Consider the following 18,706-nt stretch of genomic DNA (forward strand, 5'->3'; position numbering starts at 1 on the left):
ACCCGGGTGTGCTCGTGGATCCGCACCCCCTCGTCGAGGCAGGCCCGGCGCAGGCCCCAGGCCAGCTTCGCCGGGTCGAGCATGGCCACCCGGTCGGCGTCCCACAGCCCACCGAGGTACGTCGGCGAGTTCACCTCGGCGCGCACCTCGTCGCGGTCGAGCAGCCGCACGTCGTGGCCGTACCGGCGGGCCAGCTCGGCGTCCTCGGCCAGCCCGGCGAGCTGGTACGGCTCGACCGCCACCGCCAGCTCGCCGGTGCGCTCGAAGTCGCAGTCGATCCCGTACGCCTCGACGGTCGCCGCGATCGCGGCCAGGTTCTCCCGGCCGAGCCGCTCCAGCTCGTCGATCTCGCCGGGGAACCGGTCCACCCCGTTGGCCAGCCCGTGGGTCAGCGAGGCGGCGCAGAACCCGCCGTTGCGCCCGGACGCCGCCCAGCCGCAGGTGCCCGCCTCGACCAGCAGCACGTCCCGCGTCGGATCGTCGCGCTTGGCAAGCAGCGCCGCCCACAGGCCGCTGTAGCCGCCGCCGACGACCAGCAGGTCGGCGGTGTGCGTACCGTGCAGCGGCGGCAGCGGGTCGGGCCGTTCCGGGCGGTCGAGCCAGTAGGGCACGGGCGCCGCCTCGGCGAGCGCCGGCCGGTATGCGGGAGGATCATCACGGGCTCTTCGCCCGTCGGCCGGCCGCCGGGGCGGCCGTGAGTTGGCTGCGCCGGGCCCAGCGTCTCGCGCAGCGAGCTGGCCCCGACCAGCAGCAGCGCGATCACGAACATCGCCGTGCCGATCACGTTGACCTGCGGCGGGATGCCCCGCTGGGCGGCGCCCCAGACGTACATCGGGAAGGTGACCGTGGTGCCGGCGTTGAAGTTCGTGATGATGAAGTCGTCGAAGCTGAGCGAGAAGGCGAGCAGCGCGGCGGCCACGATGCCGGGCAGCACCAGCGGCAGGGTGATCCGCCGGAACGTCTGCCACTCGCTGGCGTAGAGGTCCATCGCGGCCTCCTCCAGCCGCCGGTCCATCCCGGCCAGCCGCGCCTTGACCGTCACCACCACGAACGACACGCAGAACATGACGTGCGCGATGACGATGGTCCAGAAGCCCTGCGGCACGCCGGCGGAGACGAAGAGGGCGAGCAGCGAGGTGCCCATCACCAGCTCCGGGGTGGCCATCGGCAGGAAGATCAGCAGGTTGATCCCGGTCCGGCCGCGGAACCGGTGCCGGACCAGGGCGAACGCCATCAGGGTGCCGATCACGGTGGCGACGACGGTGGCGATGAAGCCGATCTGCACACTGCGGACCACCGCGTCGCACATCTCCGCCGTGGCGCAGGGCTGCCGCCAGTTGTCCAGGGTGAACTCGTGGAAGTCGTACGACAGCCGGCTGGACGGGCGGTTGAAGGAGAGGCCGGCCACCACCAGGATCGGCAAGGACAGGTAGCCGAGCACCAGCAGGGCCACGACCATCACCCAGCGGCCGGCCAGCCAACGGGACAGCCTCATTCACACCACCTCATCGGTGCCGGCGCGGCGCAGGTAGACGAAGACCACCGCGAGGATCGCGGCCATCAGCAGGAACGACAGCGCCGCACCCTGCGGGTAGTCCAGCCGGACCAGGAACGCCGAGTCGATGACGTTGCCGATCATGTATTCGTTCGGGGTGCCGAGCAGTTCCGCGTTGATGTAGTCGCCGGTGGCCGGGATGAAGAAGAGCAGCGTGCCGGCGATCAGGCCGGGCATCGACAGCGGCAGGGTGACCCGGCGGAACGCCTGCACCGGGCTGGCGTACAGGTCGCTCGCCGCCTCCAGCAGCCGGTAGTCCAGCCGCTCCAGGCTGGCGTACAGCGGCAGCACCAGGAACGGCAGGAAGTTGTAGGTCAGGCCGAGGATCACCGCGACCGGGGTGGCGAGCAGCCGGCCGTCAGGCGCGAGCAGGTGCAGGTCGCGCAGCAGACCCACCAGCGCGCCGTTGTCCGACAGGATGGTCTTCCAGGCCAGGGTGCGCACCAGGAAGCTGGTGAACATCGGGGCGACCACGCAGACCAGCAGCAGGTTCTTCCACCGGCCGGCCTTCTGCGCGATCGCGTACGCCAGCGGGTAGCCCATCAGCAGGGCCAGCACCAGCGCGATCCCGGCGTAGCCGAACGAGCGGGCGAACTGCGGCCAGTACGCCTGCAACGCGTCCGGGTAGTTGCCGAACGCCCAGGTCAGCGCGTACCCGGTGGAGAGCGAGCCGCTGGGGTCGTAGAGGCTGGCCGCGGCCAGTTGCAGCAGGGGCAGGCCGAAGAAGACGAAGAGCCAGGCCGCGCCGGGCAGCAGCAGCAGGTACGGCAGCAGCCGGTGCCGCCCCCGCCGGGGCGGTGGCGGCGCGGCGGCCGCCTGCCCCGACGGGGTCGGTACGTGGGCCAACGCGGTCATGAGGCCGCACCCACCGGCTCGTCGAGCAGCGGGGTGGTGCGGTCGTCCTGGCCCGGCTCGCGGGGCAGCAGGAAGGCGTGCCGGGGGTGCCAGTGCGCCACCACCCGGCTGCCGACCGGCAACTGGCCGCCGGCGCCGCTGTTCGCCGCGAACGCGGAGATCTCGCTCCCCCAGCCGGTGCGGACGAGGTACTGGGTGCTGACGCCCACGTAGGAAGCGTCGGTGACCACACCCTCGAGGTGCTGGTGTCCGTCGGGCACCTGGTCGGCGGAGCCGACCAGGTGCAGCTTCTCCGGGCGTACCCCCAGGTAGACCGCGCCCCGGTCGGCGCGGGCGCGGTCGGCGGGCACCGAGAAGCGGGCGCCGTGGGCGGTGACCGGCACCTCGGTGCCGGTGGTGCCCGCGGCCTCGGCGGCGAGCAGGTTGGACTGGCCGAGGAAGTTCGCCACGAACGCGGTGGCCGGGAACTCGTAGATGTCGGCCGGAGCGCCGAGCTGCTCGATCCGGCCCGCGTTCATCACCGCGACCGTGTCGGCCATGGTCATGGCCTCTTCCTGGTCGTGGGTGACGTGCACGAAGGTGATCCCGACCTCGGTCTGGATCCGCTTCAGCTCGATCTGCATCTGCCGCCGCAGCTTCAGGTCGAGCGCGCCCAGCGGCTCGTCGAGCAGCAGCACCTGCGGGCGGTTGATCAGCGCGCGGGCCAGGGCGACCCGCTGCTGCTGCCCGCCGGAGAGCTGCGCGGGGCGCCGGCTGCCGTAGTCGTCGAGCTGCACCAGCGACAGCATCCGCATGACCTCGTCGTCGACCGAGCGGATGCCGCGCCGGCGCAGCCCGAACGCCACGTTCTCGAAGATGTTCAGGTGCGGGAAGAGCGCGTAGCTCTGGAACACGGTGTTCACCGGCCGCTTGTACGGCCGCAACCGGGCGATGTCCCGGTCGCCGAGCAGCACCTGCCCGCTGGTCGGTTCCTCCAGTCCGGCGATCATCCGCAGGGTGGTGGTCTTGCCGCAGCCGGACGCCCCGAGCAGGGCGAAGAACGAGCCCTGCGGGATGGTCAGGCTGAGGTCGTCCACCGCGGTGAAGACGCCGAACCGCTTGGTGAGGTTGGCCAGCCTCAGGTCGCCGGCCGGTGACTCGTGTCCCATCGTCCTCACGCCCCGATGACCTGCTGGAACTTCGTTTCGTACTCCTTCTCCTGCTTCTCGTCCAAGGCCATGAACACCTTGGACTTCGACAGGAGAGCCTCGTCCGGGAAGATCAGCGGGTTGGCCGCCAGCTCCGGGTCGATCTTCTCCATCTCGGCCTGCGCGCCCTTGACCGGGCAGATGTAGTTGACGTACGCGGCGAGCTGCGCCGCGACGGCCGGCTCGTAGTAGTAGTTGATCAGCGCTTCGGCGTTCGCCTTGTGGGCGGCCTTGTTCGGCACCATCATGTTGTCGCTGAACAGCATCACGCCGGAATCGGGCGAGACGAACTTGATCTTCTCGTCCTCGCCGGTGAGCTGGATGACGTCACCGGACCAGCCGATGCAGGCGGCGATGTCGCCCTTGGCGAGGTCCGGGGCGTAGTCGTTGCCGGTGAACTTGCGGATCTGCCCGGAGTCGACGGCCTTCTTGAGCTTGTTGAGCGCGTCGTCGAACTGGGCCCCGGTGAAGTTGGCCGGGTCGTGCCCGTTGGACTGCAGCAGCAGACCCATGGTGTCCCGCATCTCGGACAGCGCGGTCACCTTGCCCTTCAGGTCGGGGCGGGTCAGCAGCTCGTCGACGGTGCGGAGCTCCTTGGTGACGTTGCCGTTGTAGGCCAGGCCGGCCAGGCCGGACTGCCACGGAACGGCGATCCGGTTGTCCGGGTCGAAGGACCGGTTGATCAACGACGGCAGCAGGTTGGCCGCCACGTTCGGGATCTTCGCCGGGTCGAGCTTCTGGATCCAGCCGAGCCGGATCATCCGGGCGGCCATCCAGTCGGTGAGGACGATGATGTCCCGGTCGGTGCTCTGGCAGCTCGCGAGCTGGTTCTGCACCTTGCCGAAGAACTCGTTGTTGTCGTTAATGTCCTCGGTGTAGGTGACCTGGATGCCGGTCTTCTGGACGAACGCGTCGAGGCTGGGCCGCTTCGACTCGTCCTTCTCGTCCACGTCCATGTACTGCGGCCAGTTGGCGAAGGCGAGCTTCTTCTCCGTCGCGGAGAGGTCCTCGCTCTTGCAGCCCTCCTCGGTCTGGGTCGCGGCCTTGGTGCCGCAGCCGGCGAGCGCGCCGCCCGCGGCGAGCAGGGCGGCCGAGGAGAGGGTGCCGGTGAGCAGTCCACGCCGGGTGAAGGGCTTCAGGGGAGTTCGCATGTGACGACTCCTAGGGGGTCGTCCGTCGGCGACGGGGACGGGGGTGACGCGCCGGCGGGAGGGGTCAGGTGCCTGGGACGACTGATCCTGACATGAGGTGACCGACCCCACAAGGGATTCCGTTGCGGGAATAGCAATGGACGACGAATTACGCCACACTGCCCGGTGGCACTAGGCTCACCCGGGGGAACGGACATGGGGAGTGGTCGATGACGAACCGGCAGCAGGAGAACGGCAACGGCGGGCGGCGGGTGGCGGTCCGTGAGGGTGCCAGCCACGCTCTGCTCGACGACGTGGCGAAGCAGATCATCGAGCAGCTCCAGGAGGACGGCCGCCGGCCGTACGCGACCATCGGCAAGGCCGTCGGGCTCTCCGAGGCGGCGGTGCGGCAGCGGGTGCAGCGGCTGCTCGACGCCGGGGTGATGCAGATCGTCGCCGTCACCGACCCGCTCCAGCTCGGGTTTCCCCGCCAGGCCATGATCGGCCTGCGTACCGACGGTGACCTGGAGACGGTGGCCGACCGGCTCGCCGAGTTCGAGGAGATCGACTACGTGGTGATCACCGCCGGCTCGTTCGACCTGCTGGCCGAGGTGGTCTGCCGCAACGACGCCCACCTGCTGGAGATCCTGCAGAAGCTGCGCGCCGTCCCCGGGGTGCTGGCGACCGAGGCGTTCGTCTACCTCAAGCTGCGCAAGCAGACCTACAGCTGGGGTACGGCCTGATCAACTCGTAGGCCCGTACGGATTCCGTAGCGACAACCACGGTCGGTCGCAGAATTCGTTGCTTCAACGACGATTGACTGCCGATCCCACTTGCCTCGGGCCCTCGGACTGTGCGATAACCGTGGGCAGAGCGGCCGGCGTCACCCCTTGGACCGGCCCGAGACGCTATGGGGCTGACATGGCCAACGCCACCGACCACCTCTGGATGCACTTCACCCGGATGGCCAGCTACTCCGCCGGCGAGGTGCCGACCATCGTCCGCGGCGAGGGCGCGTACGTCTGGGACTCCCAGGGCCGCCGGTACCTGGACGGACTCGCCGGGCTCTTCGTCGTCAACGCCGGTCACGGGCGTACCGAGCTGGCCGAGGCGGCCGCCAAGCAGGCCGGCGAGCTGGCCTACTTCCCGCTCTGGTCGTACGCCCACCCCAAGGCCGTCGAGCTGGCGGAGAAGATCGCCTCGCTCACCCCGGGCGACCTGAACCGGGTCTTCTTCACCACCGGCGGCTCCGAGGCCGTCGAGGCGGCGTGGAAGCTGGCCCGGGCGTACTTCAAGCGCACCGGCCAGCCGAACAAGCACAAGGTGGTCAGCCGCTACATCGCCTACCACGGCACCTCGATGGGCGCGCTGTCGATCACCGGCCTGCCCGGCATCAAGAGCGACTTCGAGCCCCTGGTGCCCGGGGGCATCAAGGTGCCGAACACCAACTTCTACCGCGCCCCCGAGCACGGCGACTCGCCCGAGGCGTTCGGCCGCTGGGCCGCCGAGGAGATCCGCCGCGCCATCGAGCGCGAGGGGCCGGACACCGTCGCCGCGGTCTTCCTGGAGCCGGTGCAGAACTCCGGCGGCTGCTTCCCGCCGCCGCCCGGCTACTTCGAACGGGTCCGGGAGATCTGCGACGAGTACGACGTGCTGCTCGTCTCCGACGAGGTGATCTGCTCCTGGGGCCGGCTCGGCGAGTACTTCGGCGCCGTCCGCTACGGCTACCAGCCCGACATCATCACCACCGCCAAGGGCATCACCTCCGGGTACGCCCCGCTCGGCGCGATGATCGCCAGCGAGCGGCTGATGGAGCCGTTCCTCACCGAGACCGGCATGTTCGCCCACGGCGTGACCTTCGGTGGCCACCCGGTCTCCTGCGCGGTGGCCCTGGCCAACCTGGAGGTCTTCGCCCGCGAGGACCTCATCGGGCACGTCCGGGCCAACGAGGGCGCCTTCCGGTCCACCCTGGAGAAGCTCAACGACCTGCCCATCGTGGGCGACGTCCGGGGCGACGGCTACTTCTACGGCATCGAGCTGGTCAAGGACAAGGCGACCCGGGAAACGTTCGACGAGGCCGAGTCCGAGCGGCTGCTGCGCGGCTACCTCTCCACCGCGCTCTTCCAGGCCGGGCTCTACTGCCGCGCCGACGACCGGGGCGACCCCGTGGTGCAGCTCGCCCCGCCGCTGATCGCCGATCAGCAGCAGTTCGACGAGATCGAGCAGATCCTGCGCGCCGTGCTGACCGAGGCATGGAACCGCCTCTGAGCGGCGGGTCCGGGCTGGACGGGGCCGGTTCCCGGGACACCGGGAACGGCCCCGCACCGGCGGGACCGGGGGCAGCGAGGCCGTCGGCGGCACCGACCGCACCCGGGTACGCCGGCTGCCCGAACTCGCCGTCCACGACCGGGCCACCCTGTACGCCGTCCTCGACGCCGGCCGGGTCGGCCACCTGGCCATCGCCGACGGGCGTCAGCCGTACGCGCTGCCGGTGGCCTACGCCCGCGACGGCGAGCGGGTGCTGCTGCACGGCTCCACCGGCAGCCGACTGTTCCGGCACCTCGCGGCGGGCGCGCCGGCCTGCCTGACGGTGACCCTGCTCGACGGTCTCGTGCTGGCCCGCAGCGCCTTCGCCTCCTCGATGAACTACCGGTGCGCCATGGTGCTCGGCGAGCTGAGCGTGGTCGACGGCGACGACCGGCTGGCCGCCCTGGAACGCCTCTCCGAGCACCTGCTGCCCGGCCGCTGGGCGGCGATCCGGCCCCCGTCGGCGAAGGAGCTGGCCGCCACGCTGGTGCTCGCCCTGCCGCTGGACGAGTGCTCGGTGAAGGTCAGCGACGGCCCGCCCGACGACCCCGACGACGACCTCGACCGGCCGGTCTGGGCCGGGGTGGTGCCGGTGGTGGAGACGCTCGGCACCCCGCAGCCCGACCCCCGGCTGCGCCACGACCTGCCCCCACCGGAGTGGTGATGCGCTACCAGGAGCTGTCCCACTGGCTGTCCACCGTGGACGAGGCGCTGGACCCGCGCCCGGCGCTGCCCGGCGACACCGACGCCGACGTGGTGATCGTCGGGGCCGGCTACACCGGGCTGTGGACGGCGTACCACCTCGCGACCGCCGACCCGTCGCTGCGGATCACCGTGCTGGAGGCCGAGATCGCCGGGTACGGCGCCTCGGGGCGCAACGGCGGCTGGTGCTCCGCGCTCTTCCCCACCTCGCTGCCCGCGCTGGCCCGTCGGCACGGCCGGGACCGGGCACTGGCCATGCAGCGGGCGATGCAGGAGACCGTGCGCGAGGTCGGCCGGGTGCTCGCCGCCGAGGGCATCGACTGCGACTGGCACCAGGGCGGGACGGTGGTGCTGGCCCGGTCGCAGGCCCAGCTCGGCCGGGCCCGGGCCGAGCTGGCCACGGCCCGCGAGCACGGTCTCGATCCCGACGACCTGGTGCTGCTCGACGCCGCCGAGGCATCCGCCCGGTGCGCCGCCGAGGGGGTGCTCGGCGCGACGTACACCCCGCACTGCGCGGTGGTGCACCCGGCGAAGCTGGTCCGTGGGCTGGCCCGGGCGGTGGAACGGCGCGGCGTCACGATCCACGAGCGCACCCAGGTCACCGTCATCCGGGCCGGCGCGGCGGTGACCGCGCACGGCACGGTCCGGGCGCCGGTGGTGGTGCGGGCCACCGAGGGGTACACGCCGGGGCTGCCCGGGCAGCGGCGCGCCATCGCCCCGGTCTACTCGCTGATGGTGGCCACCGAGCCGCTGCCCGCGCAGACCTGGGACCGGATCGGGCTGGCCGAGCGGGAGACGTTCTCCGACCACCGGCACGTCATCATCTACGGCCAGCGCACCGCCGACGGCCGGTTGGCCTTCGGCGGGCGGGGCGCGCCTTACCACTTCGGCTCCCGGGTCTCCCCCGCGTACGACCGGGAGCCGGCGGTCTTCCGCGCGCTGCGCCGGGTGCTGGGCGAACTCTTCCCCGTGCTCGGCCCCGAGGTGCCGGTCAGCCACACCTGGGGCGGCCCGCTGGGGGTGGCCCGGGACTGGTCCGCCTCCGTCGGGCTGGACCGGGCGACCGGTCTCGGCTGGGCGGGCGGTTACGTCGGCGACGGGGTGGGCACCAGCAACCTGGCCGGCCGTACCCTCGCCGACCTGATCCGCGGCGTGGACAGCGGCCTGACGACGCTCCCCTGGGTCAACCACCGCTCCCCGAAGTGGGAACCGGAGCCCCTGCGCTGGCTGGCGGTCAACGCCGGCCTGAAGGTGATGTTCTCCGCCGACGCGGCCGAGGCCCGCAAGGGTCGCCCCTCCCGCCGCGCCGCCGCCTTCTCCAGCCTCCTCGGCCACTGACCCTCCCGGCGCCCCACCCCGCCCCGACCCCGTTGATCATGGAGTTGTTGCCATCCGCCTCGGCGTGTCGTGGCAAACAAACTTCATGATAACCCAAGGGCCGGGGGGGGCCGGTGGGGGTTAGTGGTTGGGGGGGGATTACGCGGAGGTGGCCTCGGCGGCCGGTGTGGGGGGAGGGGGGGCCACCGGGCGGGCGGCCTCGCGGACGGCCTCGGCCAGGGCCACCAGGTCGTCGGTGGTGGGCGGCGGCGGCTCGAACTCGCCCTCGTGCCGGACCACGTCCCAGCCCCGCGGCGCGGTCAGGCTCCGGGCGTGCGGCTCACAGAGGTCGTACGTGTGCGGCTCGGCGAAGGCCGCCAACGGGCCCACCACCGCGGTCGACTCGTTGTAGACATAGGTCAATGTGGCGACCGCTTGCCGGGGGCAGCCGTTACGGGAGCAGCGCCGTGGTGACCTCACGGCGGCAGGGTATCTCCATTACCGGGTCCGGCGCACCGGTTCGCGTTGCGACACGCCCGTCACGGTGATCACAATTCGCGCCCGCTCGGCCCGCCGCGCCAGGAGTGCGGCGCTGCCGCAGGCCAGGCCGGCCCGGGAGCTACCCTGTGCCTCATGACGAGCCCGGAACACCGCCGCCCCGGCTCCGGCCGGCGCACCCACCGCGACCGCCACGGTCGTGGCCTGCGGGGGCGACTGGTGCCGGCGACCGTCCCGCTGTCCCGCACCAAGGCCGAGGTCTTCGACGACCTGGTGCTGGACACCGTCGAGACGCTGGAGCGCCGCTTCGCCAAGGAGCTGGCCGGCGTCGAGTTCGCCGTCGAGGACGTCCCGCCGGACCTGAACGTCTACGACTCGGACGTGCTCGAGGACGGCGAGGTGCCGCTGGCCCGCCTGCTGCCGGGGCGACCCGGCCGGCAGGAGGTGCCGCCCCGCATCGTGCTCTACCGCCGGCCGCTGGAGTTCCGCGCGATGGACCGCGAGGACCTGGCCGACCTGGTGCACGACGTGATCATCGAGCAGGTGGCGAACCTGCTCGGGGTCGACCCGGATGAACTGGCCTGACCCCCTCGGTCGGGCGCCCCCGCGGCACCGACCCGGGCGTGAGCCGGGCGGCCCCCACCGCCCCGGCCCCACACGTCAGCTCAGGCGGCCCGCCGCTTGAGCTTGCGCCGCTCCCGCTCGGAGAGCCCGCCCCAGATCCCGAACCGCTCGTCGTGACCGAGAGCGTATTCGAGGCATTCCGTCTTGACCTCGCACCGCGAGCAGATCCGCTTCGCCTCGCGGGTCGAGCCGCCCTTCTCGGGAAAGAACGCTTCCGGATCGGTCTGCGAGCACAGCGCCCGCTCCTGCCACTCCGGCGCGTTTCCGAGCAGGTCGGCCACCTCAAGCTGGCCGTCCATCAGATGCCTCCTTGTCGCGCACCGGCGTCATCGCCGCTGCAACCCCCCACGCGAAAGGCGTGCTTGTCCGTACGGTCCCCATTTGTTGCGTTCCGTGCGAACAACCCCATTCAAATTACACGCGTGTAATGCGTGCGCCGTCAAGCTGAACTTGATAATGGAGTCGCCCTCCCGACACCGTTCGAGCGACCACTTCGGTCGCCCGCCTCGCAACCTGCCCTATCGATTCAGACCCCGGCCGAGTAACGCCCTCTCCGGCGAGTTGCCCGAGATTTCTGCCGTGGCGTGCCCATCGTGGACGCCGCCGGGGCACGCCGGCGGAGGCTCCGGTGGACCAGCCATCAAGATCGAGTTCTTGGTGGGGCACAGGTTAACGCGGTTCGGCCACGGCCGCCCGTCGAGCCGGAATTGCCGACAGCGCCCCGTCCACGATGTGGACGGGGCGCGACGGCTCGGACGCGGTGCGGTGATCAGCTCACCCCCGGCGGAGCGCTGCTCGGCCAGACGAACTCGGCGACGGCGCCGCCGGTGACGGAGATCGCGCCGGCGGGCGTCCGCTCGTCCCACCAGACGGTATAACGACCGGCCGGCAGGTCCGGGTACACGGCACTGTGGAACACCCCGTCCCGGACGACCCGTTCCCGCACGGCCGAGTGGGTACGCGGCCCGTCGGGCTGGTCGGCCCGGCTGATCTCGATCTCCCGCCCGTGCTGTCGACGGCCGGTGTGGACGATCAGCGCGCCGGTGTCCGCGCCCAGGTCGAGCAGGACGGTGCCGCTCTCCGTCGGCCCGTACCGGTGGTCGTGCCCGTGCATGACGTCCTCCCTCCGCTCAGGACTTCGCCACCGGCGGGTTGTTGAACCCGTCGTACGGCGTGCCGAGGAAGGGGAAGCCGGCCAGGAAGGGCGCGGTCACGTCGGCGGCGCTCAGCCCCGGGGTGACGGCGCCGGCCGCGGCGTCGGGGGTGAAGGCCTTGTCCACCAGCGGCACGGTGACCCCGGCGATGGCCCGCAGCGCGATGCTCACCACGTCGTCGCCGACCCGCCGGCCGTTGGGGAAGCCGGCCAGGTCGCCGCCGAGCACGCCGAACCGGTCCGGCTTGGCGGTCGGCTTGATCGCGGTGTTCAGCCGCAGCATGTCGGCCTGCACGTCGCCGGTGTTGTTGGTGAAGCCGTCGATCAGCCCGGCCGGGATGCCGGTGAGCAGGATCGCCGCCAGGTCCGCCCGGGGCTTCTTGGCCTTGTTCAGCGCGTCCAGCCGAGGGAAGACGCCCGGATAGAGGGCCGGCAGCAGGGCGGCCAACTCCGGCTGCTCGACGAAGCGGGCGAACCGCTTGTCCTCCGACGGCGGCAGGGTGTTCCACAGGTCCTTCTTGGACATCGGCACGATGACCTCGTTGAACAGCGGGTTGCCCAGCCGGGACACCTGGGTCCACGGGCCGGTGGCGGTGTCCGCGGCGGCCCGGTCGCCGAGCACCCGCACCTGCTGCCGCGAGGCCGACGTCCACACGCCGATCACCGAGGCGCGGTCGGCGGGAGCGTACCGGTTGGCCTTGCGGCGCACCTTGCTCAGCGGCACCTGCACCGCGATGCTGTGCACGTTCATCCGGTCCACGGCGTTGACCGGCTCGCCCTCGGTCTTGAACAGCTTCTTGCCGGCGACGTGCAACTGCTGGAACGGCCGCAGCGTACCCAGGTCGAAGATGGCGCCGAGGTCGACGAAGAAGCCGTCCGCGCGCTGCCCGGCGAAGACCCGCTCCCCGGTGGAGAGGCTGTACGTCGCCTGGCGGGCCAGCTGGGCGTAGTTCGGGGTGGAGAGCGGGCCGACGTTGCACGGCGGGCAGGGCAGCTTGTGCGCGAGCACGTGCTCCCGGCCGTCGGCCACCCGGGTCAGCTTGTAGAACTGGCGCCGATTCCAGTTCTCGCTGTCCAACGACTCGATCGGACCGGTGTTGTAGAGAAAGCTGTTCGGATTCGTGATCTCGGTGCTGAATTCGAACCGGTAGGTCACGTCGGGACGGCCGTCACCGTCGTTGTCGATGTGAATCTCGTACCGCACGTCGTCGCCGAACTCGAAGAAGTTCGGTCCGCCGGAGGGGAGCTGCAACGGCACGTAGTTGGCGATCAGCGTCACCGAGTCGGGCCGGTCGGGGCTGACGAACGCGTACAGGTCGGAGCTGTCGGCGACCGGGTCCTTGCTTATCTCCGGTGCTTCGCGGTGAGAGGACATCAGCGCCGCCCGGCGGCGCGCCGCAACCGGTCCGCCAGCCCGCGGTCGCGTACCTCGATCCGGGACGTGCCGACGAAGACGTCCATCGTCCCGGTGGCGGCGTCACGCAGGTGGACCACGATCGGGTCGTCCTTCGCGCCGGCGGCCGACGGGGCGTTCTGCGCGGCCGACAGGCCCGGCACGGTGAGGGCGGCGGCGCCCAGCGTGGCGCTCGCCGCAGCGGTCAACGTCTGCCGGCGGGTCAGTCGCGGCCAGGGCCGCTTCCGCTCGTCACTCGTCATGGGGAACCTTTCCTCCGGCGGCGCGTACGCGCCCGCGGTGGCTCGCGAGGGGCTGCCGACGGCGGCCCTCGCCTCAACCGCCGCCGGCGTCCAGTGGTACGGCCGGTGTCGGGGAAAGGTTCGACGCTACGCGGGGTGGTGACCGTACGCGGTCGTCCGCTTGCGCGCCGGTCGTCCGGCGGCCGCCGCGATGGCCCGCAACTGCTCCTCGGTACGCGCCGAACCGTTGCCGGAGCCGGCCATCCGGGAGATCGTCTCCTCCATCAGCGTGCCGCCCAGGTCGTTGCAGCCGCCCTGGAGCATCGCCACCGTGCCGGCGTCGCCCAGCTTGACCCAGGAGCACTGGATGTTGTTGATCCGGCCGTGCAGCAGCAGCCGGGCCATCGCGTGCACCACCCGGTTCTCCCGCCAGGTGGGCCCCGGCCGGGCGATGCCGGCGAGGTAGATCGGCGCGTTGGTGTGCACGAACGGCAGCGCCACGAACTCGGTGAACCCGCCGGTGCGGTCCTGCACCCCGGCCAGCACCCGGAAGTGCGCCAGCCACTGCCCGGGGTGGTCCACGTGGCCGTACATCATCGTGGAGCTGGACCGGATGCCCAGCTCGTGGGCCGTGCTGACCACGTCGACCCAGGCGGCGGCCGGCAGCTTGCCCTTGGTGAGCACCCAGCGCACGTCGTCGTCGAGGATCTCCGCGGCGGTGCCCGGGATGGTGTCCAGCCCGGCCTCGCGCAGCCGGGTCAGCCACTCCCGCACCGGCACGCCGGCCTTGGCGGCGGCGGTGACGATCTCCATCGGGGAGAAGGCGTGCACGTGCATCCCCGGCACCCGTGCCTTGATCGCCCGGACCAGGTCGGCGTAGCCGGTCACCGGCATCTTCGGGTCGATCCCGCCCTGGAGGCAGACCTCGGTGGCCCCGGCCGCCCAGGCCTCCTCGGCCCGGTCGGCGACCTGCTCCACCGAGAGCCGGAACGCGTCGGCGTCCCGCTCCCGCTGGGCGAAGGCGCAGAACCGGCAGCCCACGTAGCAGACGTTGCTGAAGTTGATGTTGCGGTTGACCACGTAGGTGACGTCGTCGCCGACGGCGGCACGCCGGACGTCGTCGGCGAGCCGGCACAGCTCGCCCAGCGCCGGGCCGTCCGCGCCGAAGAGCGCGAGCGCCAGGTCGGCGTGGCGAGGCTCCAGCAGCGCCGCCGGGTCGTCGGCGGCCAGCCGCAGCCCGGCCCGTACGTCGGCGTCACCGCCGCCGGGGGCGGCCCCGCGGTCACCTTGCCGGCGACCTCCGACCAGTCGCCGTAGACGCTGTCGAAGTCGCCCCGCCGGTCCCCGGTACGCCCGGTGGTGTCGATGGTGACGTGCAGGTCGGTCCGCCCGCCGTACGTCTCGTCCGGCTCCTGCCAGGGCCGGCCCACCGGCCGGGCGGACTCGACGGCGAGCCCCGTCTCCGGGTCGGCCAGCGCGCCGACGTGCGGCAGCAGCCGGTGGTCGAGCCAGGGGTCGCGGCCCGGACGTACTCGGGGTAGACCGTCAGCCGCTCGCGCAGGGTGAAGCCGGACTTCTCGGTGTGCCGGGCCAGCTCGTCGAGCTGCGGCCAGGGCCGCTCCGGGTTGACGTGGTCCGGGGTCAGCGGCGACACCCCGCCCCAGTCGTCGATGCCGGCGCGCAGCAGCAGGTCGTACTCGCCCTCGATCAGGTTGGGCGGGGCCTGGATCCGGGCCCTGGGGCCGAGCAGCAGCCGGGCCACCGCCACCGTGGCGGCCAGGTCGTGCAGCTCGGCGTCGGGCATGCCGCGCATCGCCGTGTCCGGCTTGGCGCGGAAGTTCTGCACGATCACCTCCTGGAGGTGGCCGTACTCCCGCTGCGCCCGACGGATCGCGAAGATGGCGTCGACCCGCTCGGCCGGGGTCTCCCCGATACCGATCAGGATGCCGGTGGTGAACGGCACCCCGACCCGGCCGGCGTCGTCGAGCACCCGCAGCCGCACCGCGGGTTCCTTGTCGGGCGAGCCGAAGTGCGGACCACCCGGCTCGGACCAGAGCCGGGTCGCCGTGGTCTCCAGCATCATCCCCATGCTCGGCGCGACCGGCTTGAGCCGTTGCAGCTCCGACCAGGACAGCACGCCCGGGTTGAGGTGGGGCAGCAGGCCGGTCTCCTCCAGCACCGCCACCGCGCAGGCACGCAGGTAGTCCAGGGTGGAGTCGTACCCGCGCTCGTCCAGCCACTCGCGGGCCGCCGGCCAGCGCTCCTCCGGCCGGTCACCGAGGGTGAACAGGGCCTCCTTGCAGCCCAGCGCCGCGCCCTGCCGGGCGATCGCCAGCACCTCGTCCTGTTCCAGGAAGGCGGCCGGCAGCCGGTGCGGCACGGTGGCGAAGGTGCAGTAGTGGCAGCGGTCCCGGCAGAGCCGGGTCAGCGGGATGAAGACCTTCTTCGAGTACGTCACCACGCCCGGCCGGCCGGCGTCGCGCAGCCCGGCGTCGCGGATCTCCCCGGCGACGCGGAGCAGTTCGTCGAGCTCGGCCCCCCGTGCCGCCAGCAGCGCGGTCGCTCCGCGACGTCCAGCGCGCGGCCGGTGGCCGCCCGGCGCAGCGCGCGCTGCACGCTCGCCTCGGTCGGGGCGGGATCGGTGCGGTCAGCCATCCGCTCAGCCTATGCGCTGGCTCGGACGGCCGGACGGGCACGGAACACGGTGTGAGATCAACCCTGCGCCGGCTGGTTGTCGGCGGAAGCGTCCCGGGCGCAGCACGTCGAGCGTGACACCTCAGAGTCATCTCGATGCCGCTGAGGTGTCACGCTCACCACGGTGATGCTCCGCCGACCCGACCCGACCCGACCCGACCCGCCCGACGACAGTGGACGGGCGGCTCGGCTCAGCGTGGCGAGTTCGGGTCGTCCCGGTGGAAGCGCTGGGTCCGGTCGACGTCCTCGCCACCGGGCGGCCCGGGCCGGCCCCACCCACCTCGCCCGGGCTGGCGCGGGATGGTCTGGGTCGGATCGGCCGACGGCGGCTGGCCGAACGGCGGAGCGGTGTTCGGGCCGGCGAACGGCGGCGCGGACTGCGGCGTGCCGAACGGCGGCGCGGACTGCGGAGCGGCGCCGATCGGCGGGACCGAGGACGAGCCCGGCTGGCCGTACTGGCCGTACTGGCCGGCGGACGGGTAACCGGCGGAGGGCTGACCGGCGGACGGGTAGCCGGCGCCGGGGTGCCCACCGGGGTGGCCCGGCGGCGGGTACCCGGCCGAGGGGTAGCCGCCCTGGCCGGACTGCTGCGGCCAACCGGGCTGCGGCTGGCCGTACACGCCGGGCTGGGGCTTGGGGCGGGGGACGTGATAGAACGCCCGCCAGACCCGGTAGACGACGAACGCGGCGAGGGCGAAGAGCGCGAACCAGGCGGCCCGGGTCAGCAGGCCGAGCAGGGCGTCCAGCAGCTCCGCGTCGGCCAGCCGGTTGACCAGCCAGATCAGGAAGGTCAGCGTGCCGAAGAGCGCGCCGAAGGCGTACTCGCCGACCGCGACCTGGGTGATCTGCTTCGCCCGCGGCAGGACCGGCGAGACGTGCGTGGCGAGCAGCACGGCCAGCAGCGGCAGCACGGTCGCCTCGATGCCGACGAACGAGAAGAAGGTGCTGCCGGCCCGGCTCGAGAAGGTGCTGTACTCCGAGGCCGGCGCGAGCAGCCGGATCAGTCCGACGAAGAGCAGCACGGCGTTCGCGCCGAGCAGCACGAACGCGGCGAGTTCGCGCAGTGGACCGGTGAGCTGGCGGGCCTGCGTCGCGTCTTTCGGCGCCGGCTCGGCGGGGCTGGTCACGAGTTCTCCCTCGGGCGAAACGGACAGATGCCGACGTGAGCCTAGTCTCCCGGGCCACCGACGGACCGCAGGCGTCGCGTACGCCAGGATGGACGTCATGCGGATTGTGGTTCTGACCGGCGGGATCGGGGGCGCCCGGTTCCTGCTCGGCGTCCGGGCGTACGCCCGCGAGGTGGGCGCCGAGGTGACCGCCGTGGTCAACGTCGGCGACGACCTGCTCCTGCACGGGCTCAAGGTCTGCCCGGACCTGGACAGCGTCATGTACACCCTGGGCGGCGGGGCCGACCCGGAACGCGGCTGGGGACGGGTCGGTGAGACCTGGACGGTCAAGGCGGAGCTGGCCGCGTACGGCGCGGAGCCGACGTGGTTCGGGCTCGGCGACAAGGACATCGCCACCCACCTGGTGCGGACCACCATGCTCAACGCCGGGTACCCGCTCTCCGCGGTGACCGAGGCGCTGGCCAGCCGCTGGCAGCCCGGCGTACGCCTGCTGCCGGCCACCGACGACCGGCTGGAGACCCACGTGGTGGTCGACGGCGACGAGGGGCAGCGGGCGATCCACTTCCAGGAGTGGTGGGTGCGCTACCGGGCGGACATCCCCACCCACCGGTTCGTCTTCGTCGGCGCGGAGAGCGCCAAGCCGGCGCCGGGGGTGCTGGAGGCGATCGCCGGCGCGGACGTCGTGCTGGTCGCGCCGAGCAACCCGGTGGTGAGCGTCGCCCCGGTGCTCGCCGTGCCGGGGCTGCGCGACGCGGTCGCCCAGGGTCCGGCCCGGGTGGTCGGGGTCTCCCCGATCATCGGCGGCGCTCCGGTGCGCGGCATGGCCGACCGGTGCCTGTCGGTGCTGGGTGTGGAGTGCAGCGCCGCCGGGGTGGGCCGGCTCTACGGCGGACGGAGCGAGGGCGGCCTGCTCGACGGCTGGCTGGTCGCGCCGGAGGACGAGGGCACCTCGGTGCCGGGGGTGGCGGTCCGGTCCGCGCCGCTGCGGATGACCGACGAGGCGGCGACCGCGCAGATGGTGCGGACCGCGTTGGAGCTGGTGTGAGACTGGAGATCCTGCCGGTGCTGGGCATCGGCGACGTGACCGAGGGCGACGACCTGGCGGCGCTGATCGCGACCGCCGCGCCGTGGCTGCGTGATGGGGACGTGCTGGTGGTCACCAGCAAGATCGTCTCGAAGGCGGAGGGCCGGCTGGTCGACGTGCCGGCGGACGGGCCGGAACGGCTCGCCGCGCGCGACGAGGTGCTGGCCGCCGAGACCGCCCGGGTGGTGGCGACCCGGGGCGCGACCCGGATCGTCCAGACGCACCACGGCTTCGTGCTGGCCTCCGCCGGGATCGACGCCTCCAACGTCGACAAGACCCGGCTGGTGCTGCTGCCCAAGGACCCGGACGCCTCGGCCCGAGCGCTGCGCGCCGCGCTGGCCGAGCGGTACGGCGTCGACGTGGCGGTGATCGTCAGCGACACGATGGGGCGACCCTGGCGCAACGGGCTCACCGACGTGGCGCTCGGCGTGGCCGGCATGTCCGCCATCCGCGACCACCGGGGCGAGGTCGACCCGTACGGCAACGAGTTGCAGCTGACCCAGATGGCCGTGGTGGACGAACTGGCCGGCGCCGGCGAGTTGATCAAGGGTAAGTGCGACCAGGTCCCGGTCGCGGTGGTGCGCGGCTACCTCAATGCCGGTCGCACCGACGACGGCGCGGGAGCGAGCGTCCTGGTCCGGGACGCGACGATGGACCTCTTCTCCCTCGGCACCGCCGAGCGCGGGCGGCCGGTCTCCGGTCCGCCGCGACCCTCGCCGACGGCACCGGTCCGACGCCGGCCGACCCGGAGGCGGTCCGGCGGGCCGTCGCCGCGGTCGCCCGACGTGGTCGCGCCCGGCACCGCCTTCACCCACGTCACCGACGAGGAGGTACGCGC

At 72.4% G+C, this 18,706-nt stretch carries 15 protein-coding genes and 4 pseudogenes; 7 read left to right on the forward strand and 12 right to left on the reverse strand.

Annotated features, from left to right (window positions below; all coding sequences use genetic code 11):
• The 5 genes and pseudogenes from JNW89_RS07830 to JNW89_RS07850 form a co-directional block, all read right to left on the reverse strand.
• Positions 1 to 611, reverse strand: a 611-nt coding sequence (locus tag JNW89_RS07830; RefSeq protein ID WP_238448355.1) for an FAD-binding oxidoreductase, incomplete at its 3' end; no start/stop codon positions are given.
• A gap of 188 nt (positions 612 to 799) precedes the next feature.
• A pseudogene (locus tag JNW89_RS38010) lies at positions 800 to 1,495 on the reverse strand (ABC transporter permease); the annotation flags it as partial.
• The gene (locus tag JNW89_RS07840; protein WP_154939349.1) at positions 1,496 to 2,410 is read right to left on the reverse strand and encodes an ABC transporter permease; all 915 of its coding nucleotides are present in this window, start codon (positions 2,408 to 2,410) and stop codon (positions 1,496 to 1,498) included.
• Positions 2,407 to 3,558 carry an ABC transporter ATP-binding protein gene (locus JNW89_RS07845; protein WP_238448364.1) on the reverse strand — a complete coding sequence of 384 codons (1,152 nt, stop codon included), beginning with the start codon at positions 3,556 to 3,558 and terminating at the stop codon, positions 2,407 to 2,409. Before JNW89_RS07845 ends, JNW89_RS07840 begins: the two co-directional genes overlap by 4 nt.
• 5 nt (positions 3,559 to 3,563) lie before the next feature.
• Positions 3,564 to 4,748, reverse strand: coding sequence for a spermidine/putrescine ABC transporter substrate-binding protein (locus tag JNW89_RS07850; RefSeq protein ID WP_238448356.1), 1,185 nt, complete (start codon positions 4,746 to 4,748; stop codon positions 3,564 to 3,566).
• A gap of 209 nt (positions 4,749 to 4,957) precedes the next feature.
• Here JNW89_RS07850 and JNW89_RS07855 point away from each other — a divergent pair, with 209 nt between their 5' ends.
• The 4 genes from JNW89_RS07855 (at position 4,958) to JNW89_RS07870 (ending at position 9,074) form a co-directional block, all read left to right on the forward strand.
• On the forward strand, positions 4,958 to 5,470 hold the full coding sequence (locus JNW89_RS07855; RefSeq protein ID WP_238448357.1) for an Lrp/AsnC family transcriptional regulator: 513 nt from the start codon (positions 4,958 to 4,960) through the stop codon (positions 5,468 to 5,470).
• Positions 5,471 to 5,648: 178 nt separating this feature from the next.
• A complete protein-coding gene (locus JNW89_RS07860; protein ID WP_238448358.1) occupies positions 5,649 to 6,995 on the forward strand; it encodes an aspartate aminotransferase family protein in 1,347 nt (448 codons plus the stop codon).
• A 148-nt stretch (positions 6,996 to 7,143) separates the two neighbouring features.
• Positions 7,144 to 7,698, forward strand: a complete 555-nt coding sequence (locus tag JNW89_RS07865) for a pyridoxamine 5'-phosphate oxidase family protein (RefSeq protein ID WP_238448365.1) — start codon at positions 7,144 to 7,146, stop codon at positions 7,696 to 7,698.
• A complete protein-coding gene (locus JNW89_RS07870) occupies positions 7,698 to 9,074 on the forward strand; it encodes an FAD-binding oxidoreductase (RefSeq protein WP_238448359.1) in 1,377 nt (458 codons plus the stop codon). The genes JNW89_RS07865 and JNW89_RS07870 overlap by 1 nt, the downstream gene beginning before the upstream one ends.
• Before the next feature lie 130 nt (positions 9,075 to 9,204).
• On the opposite strand, the pseudogene JNW89_RS07875 reads toward JNW89_RS07870, so the two are convergent.
• Positions 9,205 to 9,533 (reverse strand): annotated as a pseudogene (locus JNW89_RS07875) (DUF3499 domain-containing protein); the annotation flags it as partial.
• Positions 9,534 to 9,686: 153 nt separating this feature from the next.
• Here JNW89_RS07875 and JNW89_RS07880 point away from each other — a divergent pair.
• Positions 9,687 to 10,136 carry a metallopeptidase family protein gene (locus JNW89_RS07880; RefSeq protein WP_154939366.1) on the forward strand — a complete coding sequence of 150 codons (450 nt, stop codon included), beginning with the start codon at positions 9,687 to 9,689 and terminating at the stop codon, positions 10,134 to 10,136.
• An 80-nt stretch (positions 10,137 to 10,216) separates the two neighbouring features.
• On the opposite strand, the gene JNW89_RS07885 is transcribed toward JNW89_RS07880, so the two are convergent.
• The 6 genes and pseudogenes from JNW89_RS07885 to JNW89_RS07910 all read right to left on the reverse strand — a co-directional run bounded on the left by JNW89_RS07885 (position 10,217) and on the right by JNW89_RS07910 (position 16,784).
• Complete coding sequence (locus JNW89_RS07885; protein ID WP_007455784.1) at positions 10,217 to 10,474, reverse strand: WhiB family transcriptional regulator; 258 nt, start codon at positions 10,472 to 10,474, stop codon at positions 10,217 to 10,219.
• A 470-nt stretch (positions 10,475 to 10,944) separates the two neighbouring features.
• Positions 10,945 to 11,289, reverse strand: coding sequence for a phospholipase (locus tag JNW89_RS07890; protein ID WP_238448360.1), 345 nt, complete (start codon positions 11,287 to 11,289; stop codon positions 10,945 to 10,947).
• A gap of 16 nt (positions 11,290 to 11,305) precedes the next feature.
• Entirely contained in the window at positions 11,306 to 12,703 is a 1,398-nt protein-coding gene (locus JNW89_RS07895; RefSeq protein ID WP_238448361.1) for a DUF4331 domain-containing protein, read from the reverse strand.
• Positions 12,703 to 12,984, reverse strand: coding sequence for a hypothetical protein (locus JNW89_RS07900; RefSeq protein ID WP_088963882.1), 282 nt, complete (start codon positions 12,982 to 12,984; stop codon positions 12,703 to 12,705). The genes JNW89_RS07895 and JNW89_RS07900 overlap by 1 nt, the downstream gene beginning before the upstream one ends.
• A 126-nt stretch (positions 12,985 to 13,110) precedes the next feature.
• Positions 13,111 to 15,618, reverse strand: a pseudogene (locus JNW89_RS07905) (bifunctional FO biosynthesis protein CofGH).
• Positions 15,619 to 15,848: 230 nt separating this feature from the next.
• A complete protein-coding gene (locus JNW89_RS07910; RefSeq protein WP_238448362.1) occupies positions 15,849 to 16,784 on the reverse strand; it encodes a hypothetical protein in 936 nt (311 codons plus the stop codon).
• A 97-nt stretch (positions 16,785 to 16,881) separates the two neighbouring features.
• On the opposite strand from JNW89_RS07910, the gene cofD reads away from it, so the two are divergent.
• Complete coding sequence (cofD, locus tag JNW89_RS07915; RefSeq protein WP_238448363.1) at positions 16,882 to 17,829, forward strand: 2-phospho-L-lactate transferase; 948 nt, start codon at positions 16,882 to 16,884, stop codon at positions 17,827 to 17,829.
• Positions 17,826 to 18,706: pseudogene (locus JNW89_RS07920) on the forward strand (coenzyme F420-0:L-glutamate ligase); the annotation flags it as partial. The gene cofD and the pseudogene JNW89_RS07920, both read left to right, overlap by 4 nt.

Source organism: Micromonospora sp. 4G55 (assembly GCF_016803375.1).

Bases quoted from the DNA above. Each gene is read 5' to 3' on its own strand.
- JNW89_RS07885 (WP_007455784.1), bottom strand. From the start codon at position 10,474: ATGGACGGCCAGCTTGAGGTGGCCGACCTGCTCGGAAACGCGCCGGAG.
- JNW89_RS07860 (WP_238448358.1), top strand. From the start codon at position 5,649: ATGGCCAACGCCACCGACCACCTCTGGATGCACTTCACCCGGATGGCC.
- JNW89_RS07855 (WP_238448357.1), top strand. From the start codon at position 4,958: ATGACGAACCGGCAGCAGGAGAACGGCAACGGCGGGCGGCGGGTGGCG.
- JNW89_RS07880 (WP_154939366.1), top strand. From the start codon at position 9,687: ATGACGAGCCCGGAACACCGCCGCCCCGGCTCCGGCCGGCGCACCCAC.
- JNW89_RS07845 (WP_238448364.1), bottom strand. From the start codon at position 3,558: ATGGGACACGAGTCACCGGCCGGCGACCTGAGGCTGGCCAACCTCACC.
- JNW89_RS07840 (WP_154939349.1), bottom strand. From the start codon at position 2,410: ATGACCGCGTTGGCCCACGTACCGACCCCGTCGGGGCAGGCGGCCGCC.
- JNW89_RS07900 (WP_088963882.1), bottom strand. From the start codon at position 12,984: ATGACGAGTGACGAGCGGAAGCGGCCCTGGCCGCGACTGACCCGCCGG.
- JNW89_RS07850 (WP_238448356.1), bottom strand. From the start codon at position 4,748: ATGCGAACTCCCCTGAAGCCCTTCACCCGGCGTGGACTGCTCACCGGC.
- JNW89_RS07890 (WP_238448360.1), bottom strand. From the start codon at position 11,289: ATGCACGGGCACGACCACCGGTACGGGCCGACGGAGAGCGGCACCGTC.
- cofD (WP_238448363.1), top strand. From the start codon at position 16,882: ATGCGGATTGTGGTTCTGACCGGCGGGATCGGGGGCGCCCGGTTCCTG.
- JNW89_RS07895 (WP_238448361.1), bottom strand. From the start codon at position 12,703: ATGTCCTCTCACCGCGAAGCACCGGAGATAAGCAAGGACCCGGTCGCC.
- JNW89_RS07870 (WP_238448359.1), top strand. From the start codon at position 7,698: ATGCGCTACCAGGAGCTGTCCCACTGGCTGTCCACCGTGGACGAGGCG.